The following is an 18,105-nucleotide window of genomic DNA, read 5'->3' as shown; positions in this document are numbered from 1 at the left end:
ATAGACCGCATGATCATCTTGTATTTACATTTGCTTTATTTATGGCAAGTCAACAAATCTCACTTCACATCATTGACATGAGTTTTCGTGAGAGTCACGGACTCTACGAAATCGAAAACAAAACAAAGCAAGATTTTCTGGTTTCCACTTGGATCAGGTATAGTTTTGATCCTGATCATCCGGAAGAATACATAGATTATGTCGCTGTTTATGCAGATGTACGAGCTCAGATGAAAATTCCTGAGGGCTTGATGGAAAACCTGGTCATCCGCATTCAAGAATATTTGAGTGATCGTTATCCTATGATTGAATATTGCAAGGTTTGCATTAGGAAATCACCTGTACTTCATGGGCCATACGGTTCACTCGACATCTGCTATGAAGGTCTTGGAGGTTTAAAATAAGAAAGATCAATGTTGGAGCATCCGGATTAGTTCAAACGTTATAGCTTTGTATCTGAGGAGTCTGATATGAAAAGAATCATCATTTTGATATGTTGCTTTGCATTAATGACATTATCGCAGCGCAGTTTGGGACAGATCGTCATAGATTCTACTGACGGTCCGAACATAGGAGAGGTAATGATTAGAAAGAGCTTAAAGCCCGAAGTAAGCGTGCTGAACGAATTGATAAAACCATCTCATTATTGGGATTTTAGCGTTCTAGGAGACCTTCCCCTCAAGAAAACGATTGAATACACCGAAAGTCCGAGCAAATATACCTTTAGCAGTAATTTTCCAACATCCAACGTTGTATTCAGAACGATGGATCAGGACACGAGTTGGACTTTTGCACTTAATACAGCCGAAGGCTTGTATGAACTCGGAAGTTATGACAAAAGCGGTCCTTTGCTTTATGGCAACGGTGCTCTGGTCTATGCTTTTCCTTTGCGCTATAACTATAGCTATGGTGATTTGGACACAGTCATTATCTCGGCTGCTGACAAACTCTTATTGACTGTCGAAAGTAACAGTGATGTAGATGCTTATGGGGATGTCAAATACGGGCCAGGTGTTGAACGGCCTTGTCTTCGCGTCAAAACCCATATGAAACAGCGACTGTATGAAAATGGTCGCCTGATCGTCAAGGGAGATTTTGACATTTATGAATGGCTTACAAAAGGGCATAGTTGTCCAGTAGCATGTATTGAATATTCAGTTATCGAACAAGCCGGATTGGAGCATCATGAGACAAGCGTTCAAGTGATGGAAGATGTCTTCACGGATCAGAAAAAATTGAGCTATATACCTGAATTTGACATTTACTTTTCAGGGCAGGAATTGCATATCAACTCAAATCAAGCCAGGAAGATTCAATCTCTTGAAATACTCGATCTATCAGGTAAAATCGCTGCTTCTTTAGATCCTTTTACCGCAGAAGGACGGGAAAGCCTTTTTATAGGCAAATTATATCCCGGAGTATATTTGCTCCACATGTGTATAGAGAATGAAGGTACGTTCAGCTTTCCATTTTTTTTCAAGGGATAGTGTGGTGGATTAACTTGTTGTAAGCCAATTTTTGAAGTTGAAATTTTAATTCGAGTCAAATTATTTGCAAACTCAACGCTTTCAGGTATGTCTGATATGCAAGGTAGTTTTTTATTAAAAAAGCCAAGTGTTGCTGCAATGGTTCCTGCTGTATTGGTCTGAATAAAAGTCAAACCGGATTTCACTTTGAATATCTATTACGAACCAAATTGACTTCAAATTCGTGTGAGCTGTGGGAAGGGCTTGGTGCTTGCACGGAGCGAAGCGAACCCCTGTACACGGCGACCCTCGTTCCGTCAGGGACGAAGGGGCACACCCACTGATATTTCATCGATTCTGGCTCAGGGCAGCGTCAGTATCTCTCGTCGCTGACGTAAGGGAGCTTTTTGTGAGCTGTGACTTCTATGGAGGGAAAACCAAAATCTTCGGTAATGATGCCGTACAGCTCGTAAACCCCGCGCCCTTGTAATGGATACTTTTGCAAGGACTGGGGGAAATGTGTGCTGTCGAAAAAACGGCCTTCGCGATCCAGCCAGGTGCCGAAAGCCATGTGCTTGTGGTTGGACGTAGTGACGGGTTTATATGTCACGTAATAGCCGTGCATGGTGACCTTGCGACCTATGAAGTCCTTCATCCTTGCTGTGGGCACACTTCTCGGAAGGCTATCTTTGAGTAAGTCGAACGGGCTGCACAATGGAAAACCCAGAAGTTCGATCTCGTCAAAAGCCTGGTCATACTTACCATCTTCGAGCAAAGGCAATCGGTACTCGTCTTCCGGAATGGCAAATATCGGTCGGGAGGCCGTATAGTGAGTTTTGGGTTCGAACACTGCGGTTTTCTCCCACATCATCTCGCACTTGTGTCTTCCCGTAAAACGGAAGGCGCCTATGCGTACGAGCAAATTGAGCTGCTCGCGTCCTATGCGTACGCGCTGTACAAAGTCCTCGAGACCCGCAAAAGGTCCTCTCTTGTCGCGCTCGCTCACAATCTGCCTTGATAAGTCGGCCTCCAGAGAGGAGACATGTACAAAGCCGAGGTAGATAGTCTTATCATAGATATGGGTCAGGTATCTGCTATGATTGACACAAGGAGCTTCTATCGTAGCGCCTGCCATCCGGGCTTCGTGGACATACACCTCTGTACGATAAAAGCCACCAAAATTATTGATCACCGCAACCATAAACTCCAGGGGATAATAGGTCTTGAGGAAGAGGCTCTGGAAAGACTCCACTGCAAATGATGCCGAATGTGCCTTGCAAAACGAATACCCGCTAAAGCTCTCTATCTGACGCCACACCTCCTGCGTCAGTTCGTCGCTGTAAGCTCTCTCCTTGCAGTTGCGGAAGTACTTCTCCATCAGATTGCGGAAGGTGTCAGATGACTTCTTCTTGCCGGTCATGATACGTCTCAGTACATCGCTTTCGTCGAGGTCAAGGCCCGCAAAATGATGGACTATCTTCATCACATCCTCTTGATAAACCATGACTCCATAGGTCTCACTGAGATGCTGTTCAAATACAGGATGGAGGTAGCGTATCTCTGCCTGATTGTGGAACCGTTCAATGTACTCTCTCATCATTCCGCTCTTGGCTACACCGGGCCGGATGATGGAGCTGGCGGCCACCAGATGAACGTAGTCGTCACATCGCAACTTTGTGAGTAGTCCACGCATGGCGGGTGATTCTACATAAAAACAGCCTATGGCCTGACCACTGCGGAGTTGTGTTCTGACCTGAGGATCTGACTTGATGCGGATGATGTCATGGATATTGACCTGTTGGCCGCGATTTTGGCGGATAAGATCTACGGAATCTTTGATATGTCCAAGTCCACGCTGGCTTAGGATGTCGTACTTGTGAAAACCGAGATCTTCTGCACCGTACATGTCAAAATGGACGATGGGAAAGCCCTTGGGCATTTGTTGCAAAGCGGTATGATAGAACAATGGCTTCTCAGAGATCAGGACTCCACCTGCATGAATGGAGAGGTAGTTGGGAAAGCCCTCCATCAGCTTGCCATAACGGAAGATGTGTCGCGCATAGGGGTGATGTCTGTCAGAAGCAAGGGGATGATCGACGATCGTGTCGATGTCGGCTTTGGGCAGTCCGAGCACTTTACCCAGTTCGCGGATGATGGATTTGCCCTTGAAAGTGTTGTATGTGGCAAGCAGAGCAGTATGTTCGCGACCGTATCGTTCGAAAATGTACTCTGTGACATCATCGCGTTCGTTCCAGGAAAAATCGATATCGAAATCCGGTGGGGAACTTCTGTGTGGGTTGATAAATCTCTCGAAATAAAGATCTAGTTCAAGCGGGTCCACGTCTGTGATATAAAGGCAGAAAGCGACAATACTGTTGGCGCCGCTGCCGCGTCCGATGTGATAATAACCGGCGCTCTGGGCATAGCGGACGATGTCCCAGGTGATGAGAAAATAAGAGGAAAAGCCGAGGTTGTGGATGACACGGAGTTCCTTGCGCACACGCTCCAGAGCCTTTTCGTTTGTAGGGCCATAACGTCGTCTGCAGCCCTGCAAGGCAAGCTTGTTGAGCAACTTGTAATCATCCGATACGGAGGCGGTAAAACTGATGCGATTGTTGTCCATTCCGGAAGGCAGGTCGAGCGTGCAAGAATCTAAAACAGATCGGGTATTGGCGATGATCTGCGGATATTTTTCAAATGCGCGGACTAGGTCATCCGGTCGACGAAAATGCTCATCTTCGGCTGCATAATCTGCGGGTTCCAGTTTGCCGAGTATGATGTTGCGGTCGATGCATCGGAGGAGTTTGTGCAAGCGATAATGCTCCTGATCTCTAAAGGTCACGGGAGCATAGATCACGAGTTTGTCGAGGTGCTGACGCAGCGGAGAACGATACAAGCTATGCACTTCTCCCGGGCTTATACCCAGCCATTCGTGGGGAAGGAAGCTCTCTATTGGCTTGACCAGTTTGCGGTAGACGACATGACAGTGACGCCATTCGGGAGCGAGCAAAGGCATCGTCTGAGAATGTAAGCTGTGTTCGCTGAGATATCGACAGAGCTCGTTCCACCCTTCGTTGTTGCGGGCAATGCCGAGATAACGAAACTCCAGCTTCTTAGTCTCAGGATCCACCTGCCTGAAGTCAACCCCACAAACCGGATGGATGTTCCACTTTCTGCATGCACGAATGAAGGCAAATGTCTCTGAAGTATTGTTGATGTCAGCCAAGCACAGACGGTCTATTCCCATGTCAGCAGCTATCTGCGGTAGGTCTTCGGGCGGAATCGTCCCATATCTCAAAGAATAGTAACTATGACAAGACAGATACATTGGTCGATTTTATCGCCAAATGTATTACATAATGTCGATTTTAATGACTTTATTCATAAAAACAGCATAGAAAATCAAAAAAAATAAATTCACTGGTGTAAATCAGGTAATCTTTTAGCACACAAAAAAAAGCGCTGCCAAAAAGCTTAAAAAATTTAAAAAAACGAATTAGATTTGCAAGGTGTTGTATTAAAAGAATATGCTTATGAAAAAAATCTACTTTCTAGCAATTTTCATTAGCTTGGGAATATCCCAGCTCACCGCTCAATCGCGATTTGCAGCAACACCTGCACCTTGTTCGACTGAGTTTACATATGATGAAAACGAACCAGATAGATATTGTGGTGTGAAAGTAAAAAATCAGATCAACAGCAGCATCAATATTTTATGGCAAAGGGAAGATCTGATCCTGCCTGAAACCTGGAACGCATACGTATGTGATGGCAACTCATGCTACTCTCCATTTGTAAAAAAATGTCCGGCGGACAATCCAAATATTGTAAAAGCAAACTCACAAGTTGAACTTGATGTGCACGTCAATACTGACGGCCAAGATGGTGCACATATAGTAATGTGGGTATTCGAAAAAGAAGACACGACGCAAAGAATAAAAGTGGACTACCTCTTTAACAAGACACTCAGCTCAAATCAGGTAAAGAACATTTCCATGAAAATGTATCCTAATCCTGCCCAAAATGCCTTTACACTGGAATACAACACAGGTGTAAAGAGATTGGAGCTCATTTCACTACTTGGAAAACAGCTCGCCAACTTCAAAACTGCTCCCAACAAGAGCTACGACATCTCTTTCCTTGAAGACGGGCTTTACATGGTACGCATCATCGGAGACAATAATCAGGCGATACGAACTGTACGACTGGAGAAAAGGTCTCTAAGACCATAGGAAAACTTCTCAAAAGAATAAGAAAAGTGCCGTTTGCAGAGTAAATTCAGCAGCGGCATTTTTTTTTAACTCACAGGATATTCTACAAAATTTCTGGGGGTCTCGTACAATCTGATCTGCAAATCCATACGGGGATCAATCTGCTCCCTAAGAATGTTGTATATCTCGATACAAATGTTCTCCGCAGTAGGGATTTTATCCTTGAATTCAGGTAGATCCATGTTAAGATTCTTGTGATCGTACCTGAGTTCAACATGCTCTTCTATCAACTCCTTGAGTACTTTAAGATCCATAAGGATACCTGTCTCTGGATCCAACTCACCGCTCACTTTGACATCCAGTTCGTAGTTGTGGCCATGAAAGTTAGGATGAGAACAAATCCCAAACACCTCCTTATTCTTCTGCTCGTCCCAAGCGGGATGAAACAACCGATGGGCTGCATTGAAATGTGCTTTACGAAAAATGGCTACTCGCATGGTCAATAATCGATAGGATAGTCTAAGAAACGATCCGGGTTATGAAAAGTTGGGAACGCTAATTCTCATCCTTTTGAAAAATAATTTTGGCTATTACTTCAGCGGATTTATCCCAATCAAACTTCGTTCGATGAGATCTACCCAATTCTATCCTATGGGGCAAATCCGGATCTTTCAGCACTGTCTCCATAGCATAGCTGATTTGCTCCGGAGAATCAGGATCAACCAGATACGCACCTGGTCCACCAACCTCCGGTAAAGAGAAGCGATTCGATATAATCACGGGTACATCGCACATCAATGCCTCTAGGACAGGTACTCCAAAACCCTCCAAATAAGATGGACAAATCAAGGCTGATGCTGCTGCTACGGCATCAGCAAGATCATTTGCTGCGAGATAGGGCATCCAAATCACAGAAGATCTATGGCTCATGCTTGCCAAATATCTATCCAGATCCTCTGTCATCCAGGCTTTTCTCCCAACAAGTATGAGCTTGTGACAACTGCCCGAAGACCATTTAAAACGCTCAAATGCCTGAAGCAAATGCAGCACATTTTTGCGAGGATGAATTGCTCCTACGAATATGAAATAGGGCTCTCCAGCTGAGAGCTTTTCTTTTACTTTTTGAATAGATGCACCATTTAGCGGTCTAAACTCTGTTCGGCATCCGTTGTATGCAACTGAGATAAGGCCGGTATCTATCCCGCTCATGTCGCTTACATCCCTTCTGCTCGCTTCTGACACTGTGACCAGATGATCCGCTTTCTGTACATAGCGTGGCACATAATACTTGTAAAATAGCCTGACCCATAGAGGTACTTGTTCTGGAAAATGCCTATAGGCAAGATCGTGAATAACCATCACCTGCTGACGTTCTGTAGTCAATGAACAATATCCATCCATAGAAAGGAAAACATCAGCGCGACAATCTTTGAGCACCTTTGGGATGCTTTTCTCAAACCACCAATACCATAATATAGGATGCCTCGCCTGCGGCCCAATAATGATCGGATGAATAGATGGGTGAAAAATAAATGCTTGGTCAAATGCTCTGTCAAAAATGAAAAAATACCGGTGTTCCGGATGAAGTATGATGATTCGCCTGATGATCTCCCAGGTGTAATGCCCTATACCTTCCATCTTGTCTTTCAGAAGAAACCGCGCATTGATTGCAACATTCAAAATTTAAGAGATATGAAAATTTATCTGGAAAGTAGTTTCCGTACGGCAGCAATGATATCTTGAACTCCCAATCCGTATTTTTCTAAGAGTTGGAGAGGTGTACCGCTTTCACCAAAGCTGTCCCTAACAGCAACGTACTCCTGTCTGCAGGGATGATTCTGAACAAGGAGCTGAGCAACACTATCGCCAAGGCCACCGGCCATTTGATGTTCTTCTGCAGTCACCACATAGCCAGTCTTACGGACTGAGTCCAAAACTCCTTTTTCATCCAGAGGTTTTATCGTATGAATATTGATCAATTCGCAGTCGATACCCTCTTTCTCGAGTTCTCTTACAGCTTCAAGTGCATACCAAAGCATGTGACCCGTAGCAAATATGCTTATATCATTACCTTTTTTGATGGTAAGGGCTTTTCCTATTTCAAATTCTTCATTTTTGAGAAAAACAGGCCAATCCGGTCGGCCAAATCTCAGGTAAACAGGACCATCCCACTCAGCAATAGCTATCGCAGCTGCCTTTGTCTGAGCATAATCAGCAGGATTGATCACAGTCATTCCGGGAAGCATCTTCATCAATCCTATATCTTCAAGTATTTGATGGGTGGCGCCGTCTTCTCCTAAGGTCAGGCCAGCATGTGACGCACAGATTTTGACATTTTTGTTGGAATAGGCTATTGATTGCCTGATCTGGTCGTAAACTCTGCCGGTGCTAAAGTTGGCAAAAGTGCCTGTGTAAGGAATAAATCCTGCTGTAGCCATACCCGCAGCCATTCCCATCATGTTGGCTTCACATATTCCGGTCTGGATGAATCTTTCAGGATATTTTTTTTCGAATAAATCCATTTTGAGGGAGCCAGCGAGGTCAGCGCAAAGTGCAACAATATTTGCATTGGTTGTTGCAGCTTCCAGAAGGCCATCTCCAAATCCATTTCGAGTGGCTTTTTTCTCAGTGAATTGATATTTGTCCCAGTTGCTCATCGCTTAGAAATCTCCAAGTGTTTGTTCTAATTGACTAAGGGCCAGATTGCACTGTTCATCATTTGGAGCAATGCCATGCCACTTATGAGTACCCATCATAAAATCCACTCCGTAGCCCATTATAGTTTTCATCAAAATGGCAAGGGGTTTGCCGTTAGCTGTCAATTTTCGAGCACTTTCAAGCGTTGTGACAACTTCTTGCATGTCGTTACCATTCATCTCTAACAGATCCCAACCAAATGCCCGAAATTTGGCCGGAAGGTCTCCAAGTGACATTACTTTTTCAGTCGGACCATCGATTTGTTGGCCATTCCAGTCAACTGTAACAATGATATTGTCTAGTTTGAGGTGAGGCGCAGAGAGTAGCGCTTCCCATATCTGACCTTCCTGAAGTTCGCCATCCCCTGTGAGGACGAAAACCAATCCTTTATCTTGTTTTAGCTTTTTCGCTTTGGCGATACCCAAACCTACACTCAGACCCTGTCCCAAAGAACCTGTAGAAACTCTAACTCCCGGAAGATGTTCATGGGTCGTAGGGTGACCTTGCAGCCTTGAATTCAACTTCCGAAAGGTTGACAATTCAGTGACCGGAAAATATCCTGACCGCGCCAAAACAGAATAAAAAACAGGTGAAATATGACCGTTGGATAAAATAAAAACATCCTCACCTTCTCCACTCATGTTGAAGTTCGGATGATGATTCATCACCCGAAAATACAACGCGGTCAAGAAATCAGCACAACCTAAAGAACCTCCAGGATGTCCGCTCTTTGCCATCCACACTTGCCGGACGATATCTCGCCGAACTTGTGATGCGATCTGCTTCAGCTCTCCGATTGATTTCACAGCTCAAAGATAAGCGCAAAACAGAGAGCTAATGCTTATATGGAAATGAAATTCATGGAGATATAACTATTCCTGTTGTGAATGCGTTACACTTAGATGCATAGACTAGGTGTTTTCTTGATTTTCTCGTGGTTGGGTGCAATGACTATTTCTTGTACTAAACAGGAAGTAACACCTTATCAGATGGAACAGTCTCTCAACTTTACCATCTCCGCAGGTTTGAGTCCTTCTCTGAGTCACGTTTTTTTTTGGAATTTAGAGTCTCCGCTTGATTCATATCTCAAAACTCATGGACTTAGCTTAGATCAGGTCACTGCTGTGAAGCCCGCTGACATTTATATCGAACCCGTGTTGAATAGTTCTTTTTCCTATGCTTTAATCAACAGTGCTAAAGTTACAGTAGCTCCCCGTGAAGATCTCAATCTATTCATACCTATCGCTGAGGAATATCCCCTACCAAATATTGGATCTGGTGTGTTACATCTTACAGGAGGTATTGCTGATGTAAAATCCATACTTAAAACAATAGAAAATCATACTGAATTAGTCCTCAGATTTCGAGATATCCCTCGCAGCACCAGCAACCACAGGCTTGTCGTGCGATACAATGTGTTTGTGAAATAAAAAGGATTTTAATTGATTTGAATTTGGAAGATATGGTTTTGCGATATTGGATTAATCACTTCATTTGATCCAATGCACCAAATAATTGCTATAGCGAATCATCGAAACAATTCAACCACAAAGCACTTACTTATACCCTTATTAAATCTAAACAAAATACTAGCTGGTATTTTTTATACTCCACCCTTGCAGATTACTGTCTGTTTTCATTGTTCCTCATTTTTTTTCGCATTTCCTGTATTGAGAACCGTCTTGGCAGACAATTAGGCTAAAACACAAGAGGACCAAAACAAAGCTTAGATATGATCGAATGGTTTTGAACTGCGAAAATAAAGTGAGTGATTTCTCTCGAGGATAAAGTAACCGAGCAAAACTTTGTTCGACTTTGTGATAGACCTTAAGAGAGTATAATCAAGCTTACTTAAAATATATTTGCATCAATTGAACAGTAACAACATACAGTTTCACAAAGCCCGGTAAAAAAAATTCGTGCGCAGGTCGCATAGCGGCAAGTTTTTAACTTGTAGATAATTTGACCTATTATATAATTAGATCTTATAATTCCGGGAAGAAGGTAAAACTTAGAATATCCCATGACGAGATCCTATGCAACGACTATGTTGGCATTCTCTTATATCAATCTATCAGCTAAAATATTAACTCATGTACTTATTGAGCCATTCATGAGTTTCAGTCTTATACGTGATACCGATTGGCACAATTTTCTTATTAGACAATTTTATGTCATTCGCCTTCAATTCGCTAACATGCAAAGCATTGACTATATAGGATCTGTGTACTTGGCGCAATAAGGTAGAATTTTTGAACAAATCACAAAAATTCTTGAGTCTCTGATAATCATGTTTGACCGTCCCATCACTTATATAAATATTAAGCAAATTATTTTCTGCTTCAATGAACACAATATCCTTCAATTTTACTTTAGAATTCACACCATTATTAATTGCTATCTCCATCTCCTCTTCAGTCTTTTGTTGTTCTTTAGATTTTATGTCACTCAATTGAATGAATAATCCTTGGTTTGATAATTTAAGTTGTTCATTTTGGAAATCCAAATATCGATTAATTTCTGCTTCCTTTTTCTTTGCAGAATAAAAATAAAATCCTATTCCGAAAGTACCTAATAATAAAGACGACAATATACCAAGAAAAAGATTCTTATTCTTTAGTTCTAAGCTCTGGTTAGTAATTGTGGCTTGCTTTTTCTCTGTTTCGTATTTGGTTTCGAGGTCTTTTGTTACTTTTAGCACCTGAACTCCATAAAGTGAATCTTGAAACATAGAATAATTTCTATAATATTGACTTGCCAAGGCATAATTTCCATACAAATAGTTGTGTTCCGCAATATTCCTATAAAGCTTGGATAATTGGTCAGAATTACTCAATTTCTCAGCTATGTTCAAAGAATTTCTGTAATAAGTATCTGCCTCTTCAAACTTTTTTCGACGTGACAAATTATTTCCCATATTCAAATATGCATTAGAAAAACTTAATGAATCATTTAATTTTAAAGCGATCTCCAAAGAAGTTTTATAATACCCGAATGCTTTTTCATGTTCACCAATATTGGAAAAATAATTTCCTTTTACACCATTTAACAAACCTATTAGATAATCTGATTTTATAATTGTACTGTAATACAAAGCTGAATCGGAATATCTATTCAATTTCACTGAAGTTGCGTTTTTATTATCCTTAATAGAATTCATTGATGCCAAATTAGTATAAGTATTAGCCAAATTGGTATAATTTCCATTTGCTCTATGAAATTCAATAGCTTTTAAGAAATATTCTTCAGATTTTTTATAATCCTTAATAGAAAAGGATAGGGTTCCCAAATTATTAAGTGTTTTCCCAATATTAATTTTTTCATCCAAAGATTCATAAAGATTAAGAGCAGCTAAATATGAATTCATAGAAGTTTTAAAATCACCTAAATTTGAATACACATTTCCCAATTCATTATATGCATTTGCTTCTACATTTTTTATTCCTGCAACCTTTGCCAAATTCAATAATTCTTTCAATTCATTTAAGGCAGCCTCATTATTTCCCAGTCTATTTAAAATTGAACATTTCAATGTAATTGCCCTTAATAGTAAAACCGTATCTTTTAATTCAGTAAATATTGTCAATGCTTTGTTGGCATGGTTTAATGCAAGATCATTTTTAGCTTGTGATCTTAAGGAATTAGCAATGTAAGCATGAGCAGTCCCAATTTTGCTCTTATCCCCAATGGTTTTTGCAGTTTGAAGAAATTGCTCTGAGTAATAGTATGAGCTGTCTAAATCAAATGCTCTATAAATCTCAGTCAATGACTGATAAATATCAACTTTATCGGTTTCCTTAGGGTTGTTTAGCAGAACCCTCAAAAGGCTATCTTTTTTGTAATCTTGTCCATAAATCTTTTGTGAATAAAAAATAATACTTATACTGTAAATGAAGATAATAACTTCTTTCATGGGAATAAATTTACATCAAAAGTAAATAAATCAATCTACTTATAACTAATCTAAGTTCTATTTATTTTCACAGATGAGCTCAAGTAAACAATCCTTTTTGACAAATTTAATGAACAGTAATATTAAATTGCAAATTTGCTAAATAGCCAGTATATAGTTCTATTATGAAGCAACTACCCAATTTCTCCTCAAACAAGATTAGTAATTTACAGCCTACCTAAAACACACAGGGAACTCCTTAGTAAGTGATAACTCTGTGTATAATCCTCCATGGGATTTTCTGATTTTAAATAAATATTGCGTACCTACGGTACGCCATATGCTTTCCCTGCTTTCTCCTGACCAATATGTCGTCCCTAACGGGACTTTATATATTGCGCACAAATTCTGTTCCGTTAGGGACAAAACACAAACACAGGTCGCGCTTATAATAAAGAAAATTCTTCGCCCAACTAGTCTTTGAAGCCTGCAGATAAAATGCTAAAAACAAATTATCTTCAAATTACAATAACTATCCCAAGTTTCATTCTTGAGTTGACCACATACTTTAAGATCAACCCATCAGCAAAACTATTGATCATAATGATATCTGCATTGAATTATCAAACACTTTTGACTTCGCTTTTTCTCGCTGGATATTTTATAAACAAGTCTATGTTCCGCAGTAATCCTCCTAGACCAAAATCCCTGCAAATCATATTTTAATGGCTCAGTCTTTCCCAGTCCATGAAATGGTGTAATTTTAATATCCCTTAATAAATTTTTAATTTTCTCTATTATCTCAGGATCGTTTTCCATCCAATATTCAAAATCTTCCCAAGCGTGAGAAGTAAATTCGAAGTTCATCCCATAAATTTTACAGATCCTTCAATTTGAGTTTTTTAACCTGCCTTTTCTCAAGCTGCTGTATGGACTCTTGCAGTCTTTTTCTATTGCTCTGTGAAGAAAGTAGATATCCCGTTTCTTGCATTGCATTATATTCCTTCATAGAAAGAATGACCACTGCATCATCATCAGATGTGCGCGGAATGATAAGAATATCGTCAGACTCTGTCACTTCGTCCAGATATTTTTTGATATTGCTTCTTAATTGGCTAATGGTTGCGGTTTTCATAACAAATATTTGTACGCCCAAATGTACAATATTTTGTACATAATATATAATTTTTTTCATTTTACAATAATTAATGAGTTCTAAATAAAAGATAAATAAACCCGATTTGGCGCCTGCTCACAGCTTATCAAATCCTCTATTAATCTGCCCAAGTAAAACTATACGGCTTGAATTTGAAAATGAGAATGATGAAAAATGACCTAGCTACGTCAAACAATACAGATTTCTCATCAAATATTACCATTCTTTTGCCTCAAGTGGAACTAACACAAAATAGAAATTTATAGAATTGATATTGCGTACCTACGGCACGCCGACCGCTTCCCCTGTTTTTCCTGACCAATCTGCAGTCCCTAACGGGACTTATTTATTGATCACAGACTCAGTCCCGCTAGGGACAAAACACAGGTCGCATTAGGCATCCATTATTGAAAATTTTAGCTTGATTACTTTACTAAAACTTGTACCACTTATATTGCGTACCTATGGTACGCCAACCTCTTCCCCTATTTTGTTCTGACCGTTATGTTGTCCCTAACGGGACACTATATAATGCTCACAAATTCTGTCCCGTCAGGGACAAAACACAGGTCTCTCTTATAATGAAGAGTTAGCATCCAGGTGCCGTAGGCATCCAATATTGAATTTTTAGCTTGCTTATCATTCTATAAACTTATGCCATTTATATAGCGTACCTACGGTACACCGACCGTTTCCCCTTTTTTGTTCTGACCGCTATGAAGTCCCTAACGGGACACTATATAATGCTCACAAATTCTGTCCCGTTAGGGACAGAATAAAGGTCGCATAGCATCCAATATCAAATTTTTAGCTTGCTTATCATTCTATATAAACTTGAGCCATTTATATTGCGTACCTACGGTACACCGACCGTTTCTCATATTTTGTTCTGACCGCTATGTTGTCCCTAAAGGGACTTTATATAATGGTCACAAATTCTGTCCCGCTAGGGACAAAACACAGGTCGCGCTTATAATGAAGAGATAGCATCCAGATCCTGTAGGGGTCTGATATAAAAATTTCCAAAAAGATGAAAAAATCCTTGCCTTGTATTAACTCCAAAGCAAGGATCAAACAATATTCTATCTGACTAATGTAACATCACCTACCAAGGTTTCTATGCTATTAGACTAAATTACAAAATAATAGAAAATGAAAACTAAAAAAATTTTACTTCATCACACTAAACCTTCCTGCATATACATCCTGTCCAGAATATATCTTCAAAACATATACTCCATTCACTAACTCTGCTGTACTTATCTGAAGTATAGATTCTTTGTTTCCTGCAGATAGATTTCTTGACACCAACTTTCCATTGAAATCATATATTTCCATATGATGGACCGTGAATCCTTGATTTGTTTTGACATAAAGGACGTCCTGTGCTGGATTAGGATAAATCTGCACTAGACCTGACTTTGACATATCTTTGGTCGCTACTCCTGGGTTGATGGTGATGTCTTTACAGAAAGTAATAGAGTCACATCCATAAGCTGTTAGACACACTATATAATGACCTGACTTATTATAGGTATGCTTAGGACTAAACTCAATGGAGTTATTTCCATCACCAAAATTCCAAAAATATCGATTAGCATTAGTTGTTAAATTGGTATACTGTACCTCATTTTTAGAAATTGATATGCTAAAGTTATTGTTAATTTGCTCCTTTTCCTTCACTTTAAAAGCAAAAGCAGCACTGCAGCCATTTGCATCAGTAACGGTTACTAGATAATCTCCATAACCAACATTGGACAATTTCTCGGATGTTTGCCCATTGCTCCACTTATACACATATGGGCTTTTGCCCCCACCTATTGCGATGAGAACAGATCCATCTTTTTGCCCTGAACATTCATTGTTAATGTTACTACTCCATAGAGTCGGTTGTGGCAATTCAGCTACATTGACAATGTGAGAAGAAAAACAACCATTAGCATCGCTTACTGTCACTGTATAATTTCCAGCAGATACATTGGATAATGTAGAAGTAGTTTGATTGTTGCTCCATTTGTATTGATAAGGTGCAGTTCCAGAACTAACAGAAATTAACGCATTTCCATTGGATTGATTTTTGCAAGAGCCGTTGGTGGAAGAGATGGAAATTACAGGACGTGAAAAACTCGATACTGTTGCAGAAACAGTAGTTGTGTGGATACAATTAGCTGATACAACTCCCGTTATTGTACAGGTGTATGTACCAGGAGCCAAATTATTTATTGTTTGAGTGGTTCCACCATTACTCCATTTATAAGAAATATTAGATCCACCATTTGAGGTAACTGTAAGTGAGCCATTATTTTGACCACTACATGAACCTGTGTTGGATGTCACCGATGCTTTCAAAGGACTTGAGTTTTGAGCTTTATACAAAGCCATCATTTCATTTTCATCTAATAACTGTCCAAAGATGTGAATATCATCCAGCCAACCATCAAAATAACTTAAACCCGTTCCCCATATTTTTTCATCCTTAGACTCTTTACCGATATATGATTTGTAATTATAGTCATGTAGATTTGGAACACCATAGCCACCATCAGGAAAAACAAAAGGTTGTGAATTTTGAGGAAACCACTGTCGCACAGTCTCATAACCATCATAGAAATAACCTGGTGGGAATTGACCATCTATCATAATCCTAAAATGATTGTAACTAGAAATATCTCGACTGATACTTACAAAATGCCAACCTGATTTTACTGCATCAAACGGGACAGCAATATCTCTATCCCATGTATCGAAAAAAATACCATAAGTATTATCAAAATTTGCTTGTGCTCCTAAACCTCCAGGCTTGTATATTGAGATATTCAAATCCCATGATTCCATGCCATTAGGGCCTCCATCATAGATGACCATTTGTTCTTGTAGATTGACTTTAAACCAAAAACTTATTGCACGTTCATTTATTACGGGAGCTTCTAAAAATGTCCCATTCCCTAGTCTAATAGCACTATTACAATTTCCAAATCGATCTTTATCATATCCAACACTTCCGTTTCTTGGAATAGGATGATTAGAAAAACTTGATTTATCGTTAATATTTCCATCACAGTCTAAATAAAGACGCTCTGAACAAATTGAATTTGTTGGCTTCTGTATAACTTCAAATTTTTTGGATGACATTAAACATAATTCTCCATTGTCAGCTTTTTGGTAAAAGTTCCAGATATGTTGACCTAACTGAGTTGGTAAAAATTCATGCATCCATCTTTTCCAATATAAAATTTCAGATCCTGAATTTGAGTTAATATCATAAATATCTTTTTGTCCATCAGGTAAAATTAATTCACTTTTACCTTGAATTGTTATGTTTGGTGAAATTTGATCAATACTCCAATAACGCCAAATGGGTTCACATTCATAAAATTTCGTCTGTTCTAATATTTGATAAGGATGTCGAAATCTAAACCCTTCTTCAGCGATTTTTGCATATTCAAAATGATATGGAGTACAAGGAAATAGGCATTTGTTGTTAATTAACTCATTAATATAAGGATTAATTTCATTTTTAGATTTTGAGCTCCAATGACCAACACGAGCAGCATCTTTTAACATTATTCCATCTCCATCATGTGTCGCACCAAAACTGTGACCAAGCTCATGAGAAACTGTACATCGAAGGTAATCTAAATCATTTGTATAATCTCGAATGACTTGCTTTGCATCAAATACACAAATTGCTTTTATTGTGGCCCAACCTACAAATCCATTAAACTCTCTATTCGACCAAAGTTGGCTTAGATCATGATTAATATTTAGAAAATTATTATCTCTAAAGGACCAATCACGAAATTGAATTTGGAGGTCATTAATATCACTAGTCCCATTCCATGGATCACATGAGCTACAATTTGAAATCCAAGTTCCTGCTATCCTTAAGTAAATTTTAGAATTAAATGAGTTTTCAAAATTTGGCTGGCTTAAACCAATTATTGCTGCCATTCTGCCATTTACACCATCTGCGTTTCCATATTTTTGGAACATACTAAAATCAGCAGCTTGTGCAATATCTAACTCATAACACCCTGCCATACTTGATTCTGCCTGTATATTTGCCTTAGCCAAATGAACATCTTCCGCTAAACATTTATATATTTTAGAATTTGTTATATCAGAAGCCTTGTAAAATAATAACTTTGAAGAATTCATAATTCCGCCGTCTTCAATTAATGGTTCAATAACATAGGTCTCTTTTTCGTTTATATCTGCCACACATACAAAGTAAGCGTCAGATAGCATTAAAAAAACTTTGGATTCATTTAAACCTTTTATTTGTCCAGAAAATGTTGGAGAAATTTTAAGGTCTGTTTCTATTATACCAGCTTCGCCTTGTATATAGCATTTACTTCCGGGTTTGGCAATATATGTTCTATCAAGATCAGAATTCAATCTTCTGCCATCAGGTAATACTATTTCCAAATTTAATTGGTAAATTTCTTCTGATTTATTCGGAATTTTTTCTTTATCGAGAATATAATAATTTTTAAATTTCGCAGAAAGAGATCCAGATCGACTTGTATTCATCGCAATATCTTTAATAGAAATAGATAAGCTCTCTGATGGCCTTGCATTGTATGCTAATCCATGAGAATAAATCTTGCCAGAAGCTTGAGAAAATAATCTCAATGTGCTAAAAAAAAGTAAAATTGTAATAAATTTAATTTTCATAATCGT

13 protein-coding genes are annotated in these 18,105 nt (G+C 39.3%); 4 read left to right on the top strand and 9 right to left on the bottom strand.

The window, feature by feature from the left end:
- Nucleotides 1-41 precede the first annotated feature (41 nt).
- Both IPI99_06695 and IPI99_06690 read left to right on the top strand, forming a co-directional pair.
- Nucleotides 42-404 carry a dihydroneopterin aldolase gene (locus tag IPI99_06695; protein ID MBK7340200.1) on the top strand — a complete coding sequence of 121 codons (363 nt, stop codon included), beginning with the start codon at nucleotides 42-44 and terminating at the stop codon, nucleotides 402-404.
- A 66-nt stretch (nucleotides 405-470) separates the two neighbouring features.
- Nucleotides 471-1,487: a hypothetical protein gene (locus tag IPI99_06690; GenBank protein ID MBK7340199.1), complete on the top strand. Its 1,017-nt coding sequence runs from the start codon at nucleotides 471-473 to the stop codon at nucleotides 1,485-1,487.
- A gap of 352 nt (nucleotides 1,488-1,839) precedes the next feature.
- On the opposite strand, the gene IPI99_06685 is transcribed toward IPI99_06690, so the two are convergent.
- Nucleotides 1,840-4,794: a DNA polymerase III subunit alpha gene (locus tag IPI99_06685; GenBank protein ID MBK7340198.1), complete on the bottom strand. Its 2,955-nt coding sequence runs from the start codon at nucleotides 4,792-4,794 to the stop codon at nucleotides 1,840-1,842.
- A gap of 205 nt (nucleotides 4,795-4,999) precedes the next feature.
- Here IPI99_06685 and IPI99_06680 point away from each other — a divergent pair, with 205 nt between their 5' ends.
- Nucleotides 5,000-5,698 (top strand): T9SS type A sorting domain-containing protein, encoded by a 699-nt coding sequence (locus IPI99_06680; GenBank protein ID MBK7340197.1) that lies wholly within the window; start codon nucleotides 5,000-5,002, stop codon nucleotides 5,696-5,698.
- 65 nt (nucleotides 5,699-5,763) lie between these two features.
- Here the strand turns inward: IPI99_06680 and IPI99_06675 are convergent, their stop codons facing one another.
- From IPI99_06675 to IPI99_06660, 4 genes are read right to left on the bottom strand one after another with little or no spacing between them, the layout of a single operon-like run.
- A complete protein-coding gene (locus tag IPI99_06675) occupies nucleotides 5,764-6,174 on the bottom strand; it encodes a 6-carboxytetrahydropterin synthase (protein MBK7340196.1) in 411 nt (136 codons plus the stop codon).
- A gap of 58 nt (nucleotides 6,175-6,232) precedes the next feature.
- On the bottom strand, nucleotides 6,233-7,357 hold the full coding sequence (locus IPI99_06670; protein ID MBK7340195.1) for a glycosyltransferase family 4 protein: 1,125 nt from the start codon (nucleotides 7,355-7,357) through the stop codon (nucleotides 6,233-6,235).
- 20 nt (nucleotides 7,358-7,377) lie between these two features.
- Nucleotides 7,378-8,334, bottom strand: a complete 957-nt coding sequence (locus tag IPI99_06665) for a transketolase family protein (GenBank protein MBK7340194.1) — start codon at nucleotides 8,332-8,334, stop codon at nucleotides 7,378-7,380.
- 3 nt (nucleotides 8,335-8,337) lie between these two features.
- A complete protein-coding gene (locus tag IPI99_06660; GenBank protein MBK7340193.1) occupies nucleotides 8,338-9,180 on the bottom strand; it encodes a transketolase in 843 nt (280 codons plus the stop codon).
- Between the two features lie 96 nt (nucleotides 9,181-9,276).
- Here IPI99_06660 and IPI99_06655 point away from each other — a divergent pair, with 96 nt between their 5' ends.
- Nucleotides 9,277-9,804, top strand: a complete 528-nt coding sequence (locus tag IPI99_06655; GenBank protein ID MBK7340192.1) for a hypothetical protein — start codon at nucleotides 9,277-9,279, stop codon at nucleotides 9,802-9,804.
- Between the two features lie 656 nt (nucleotides 9,805-10,460).
- Here IPI99_06655 and IPI99_06650 read toward each other — a convergent pair.
- The 4 genes from IPI99_06650 to IPI99_06635 all read right to left on the bottom strand — a co-directional run bounded on the left by IPI99_06650 (nucleotide 10,461) and on the right by IPI99_06635 (nucleotide 18,099).
- Nucleotides 10,461-12,287, bottom strand: a complete 1,827-nt coding sequence (locus IPI99_06650; protein ID MBK7340191.1) for a LytTR family transcriptional regulator — start codon at nucleotides 12,285-12,287, stop codon at nucleotides 10,461-10,463.
- Between the two features lie 570 nt (nucleotides 12,288-12,857).
- Nucleotides 12,858-13,133, bottom strand: a complete 276-nt coding sequence (locus IPI99_06645; GenBank protein MBK7340190.1) for a Txe/YoeB family addiction module toxin — start codon at nucleotides 13,131-13,133, stop codon at nucleotides 12,858-12,860.
- Between the two features lie 10 nt (nucleotides 13,134-13,143).
- Nucleotides 13,144-13,461: a type II toxin-antitoxin system Phd/YefM family antitoxin gene (locus IPI99_06640; protein ID MBK7340189.1), complete on the bottom strand. Its 318-nt coding sequence runs from the start codon at nucleotides 13,459-13,461 to the stop codon at nucleotides 13,144-13,146.
- 1,131 nt (nucleotides 13,462-14,592) lie between these two features.
- Complete coding sequence (locus IPI99_06635; protein ID MBK7340188.1) at nucleotides 14,593-18,099, bottom strand: T9SS type A sorting domain-containing protein; 3,507 nt, start codon at nucleotides 18,097-18,099, stop codon at nucleotides 14,593-14,595.
- Nucleotides 18,100-18,105: the final 6 nt, after the last annotated feature.

Source organism: Saprospiraceae bacterium, assembly GCA_016710235.1.
GTDB lineage: Bacteria > Bacteroidota > Bacteroidia > Chitinophagales > Saprospiraceae > Vicinibacter.
Note: the sequence above shows the minus strand (reverse complement) of the source record. Positions and strands in the feature narration are given on the sequence as shown.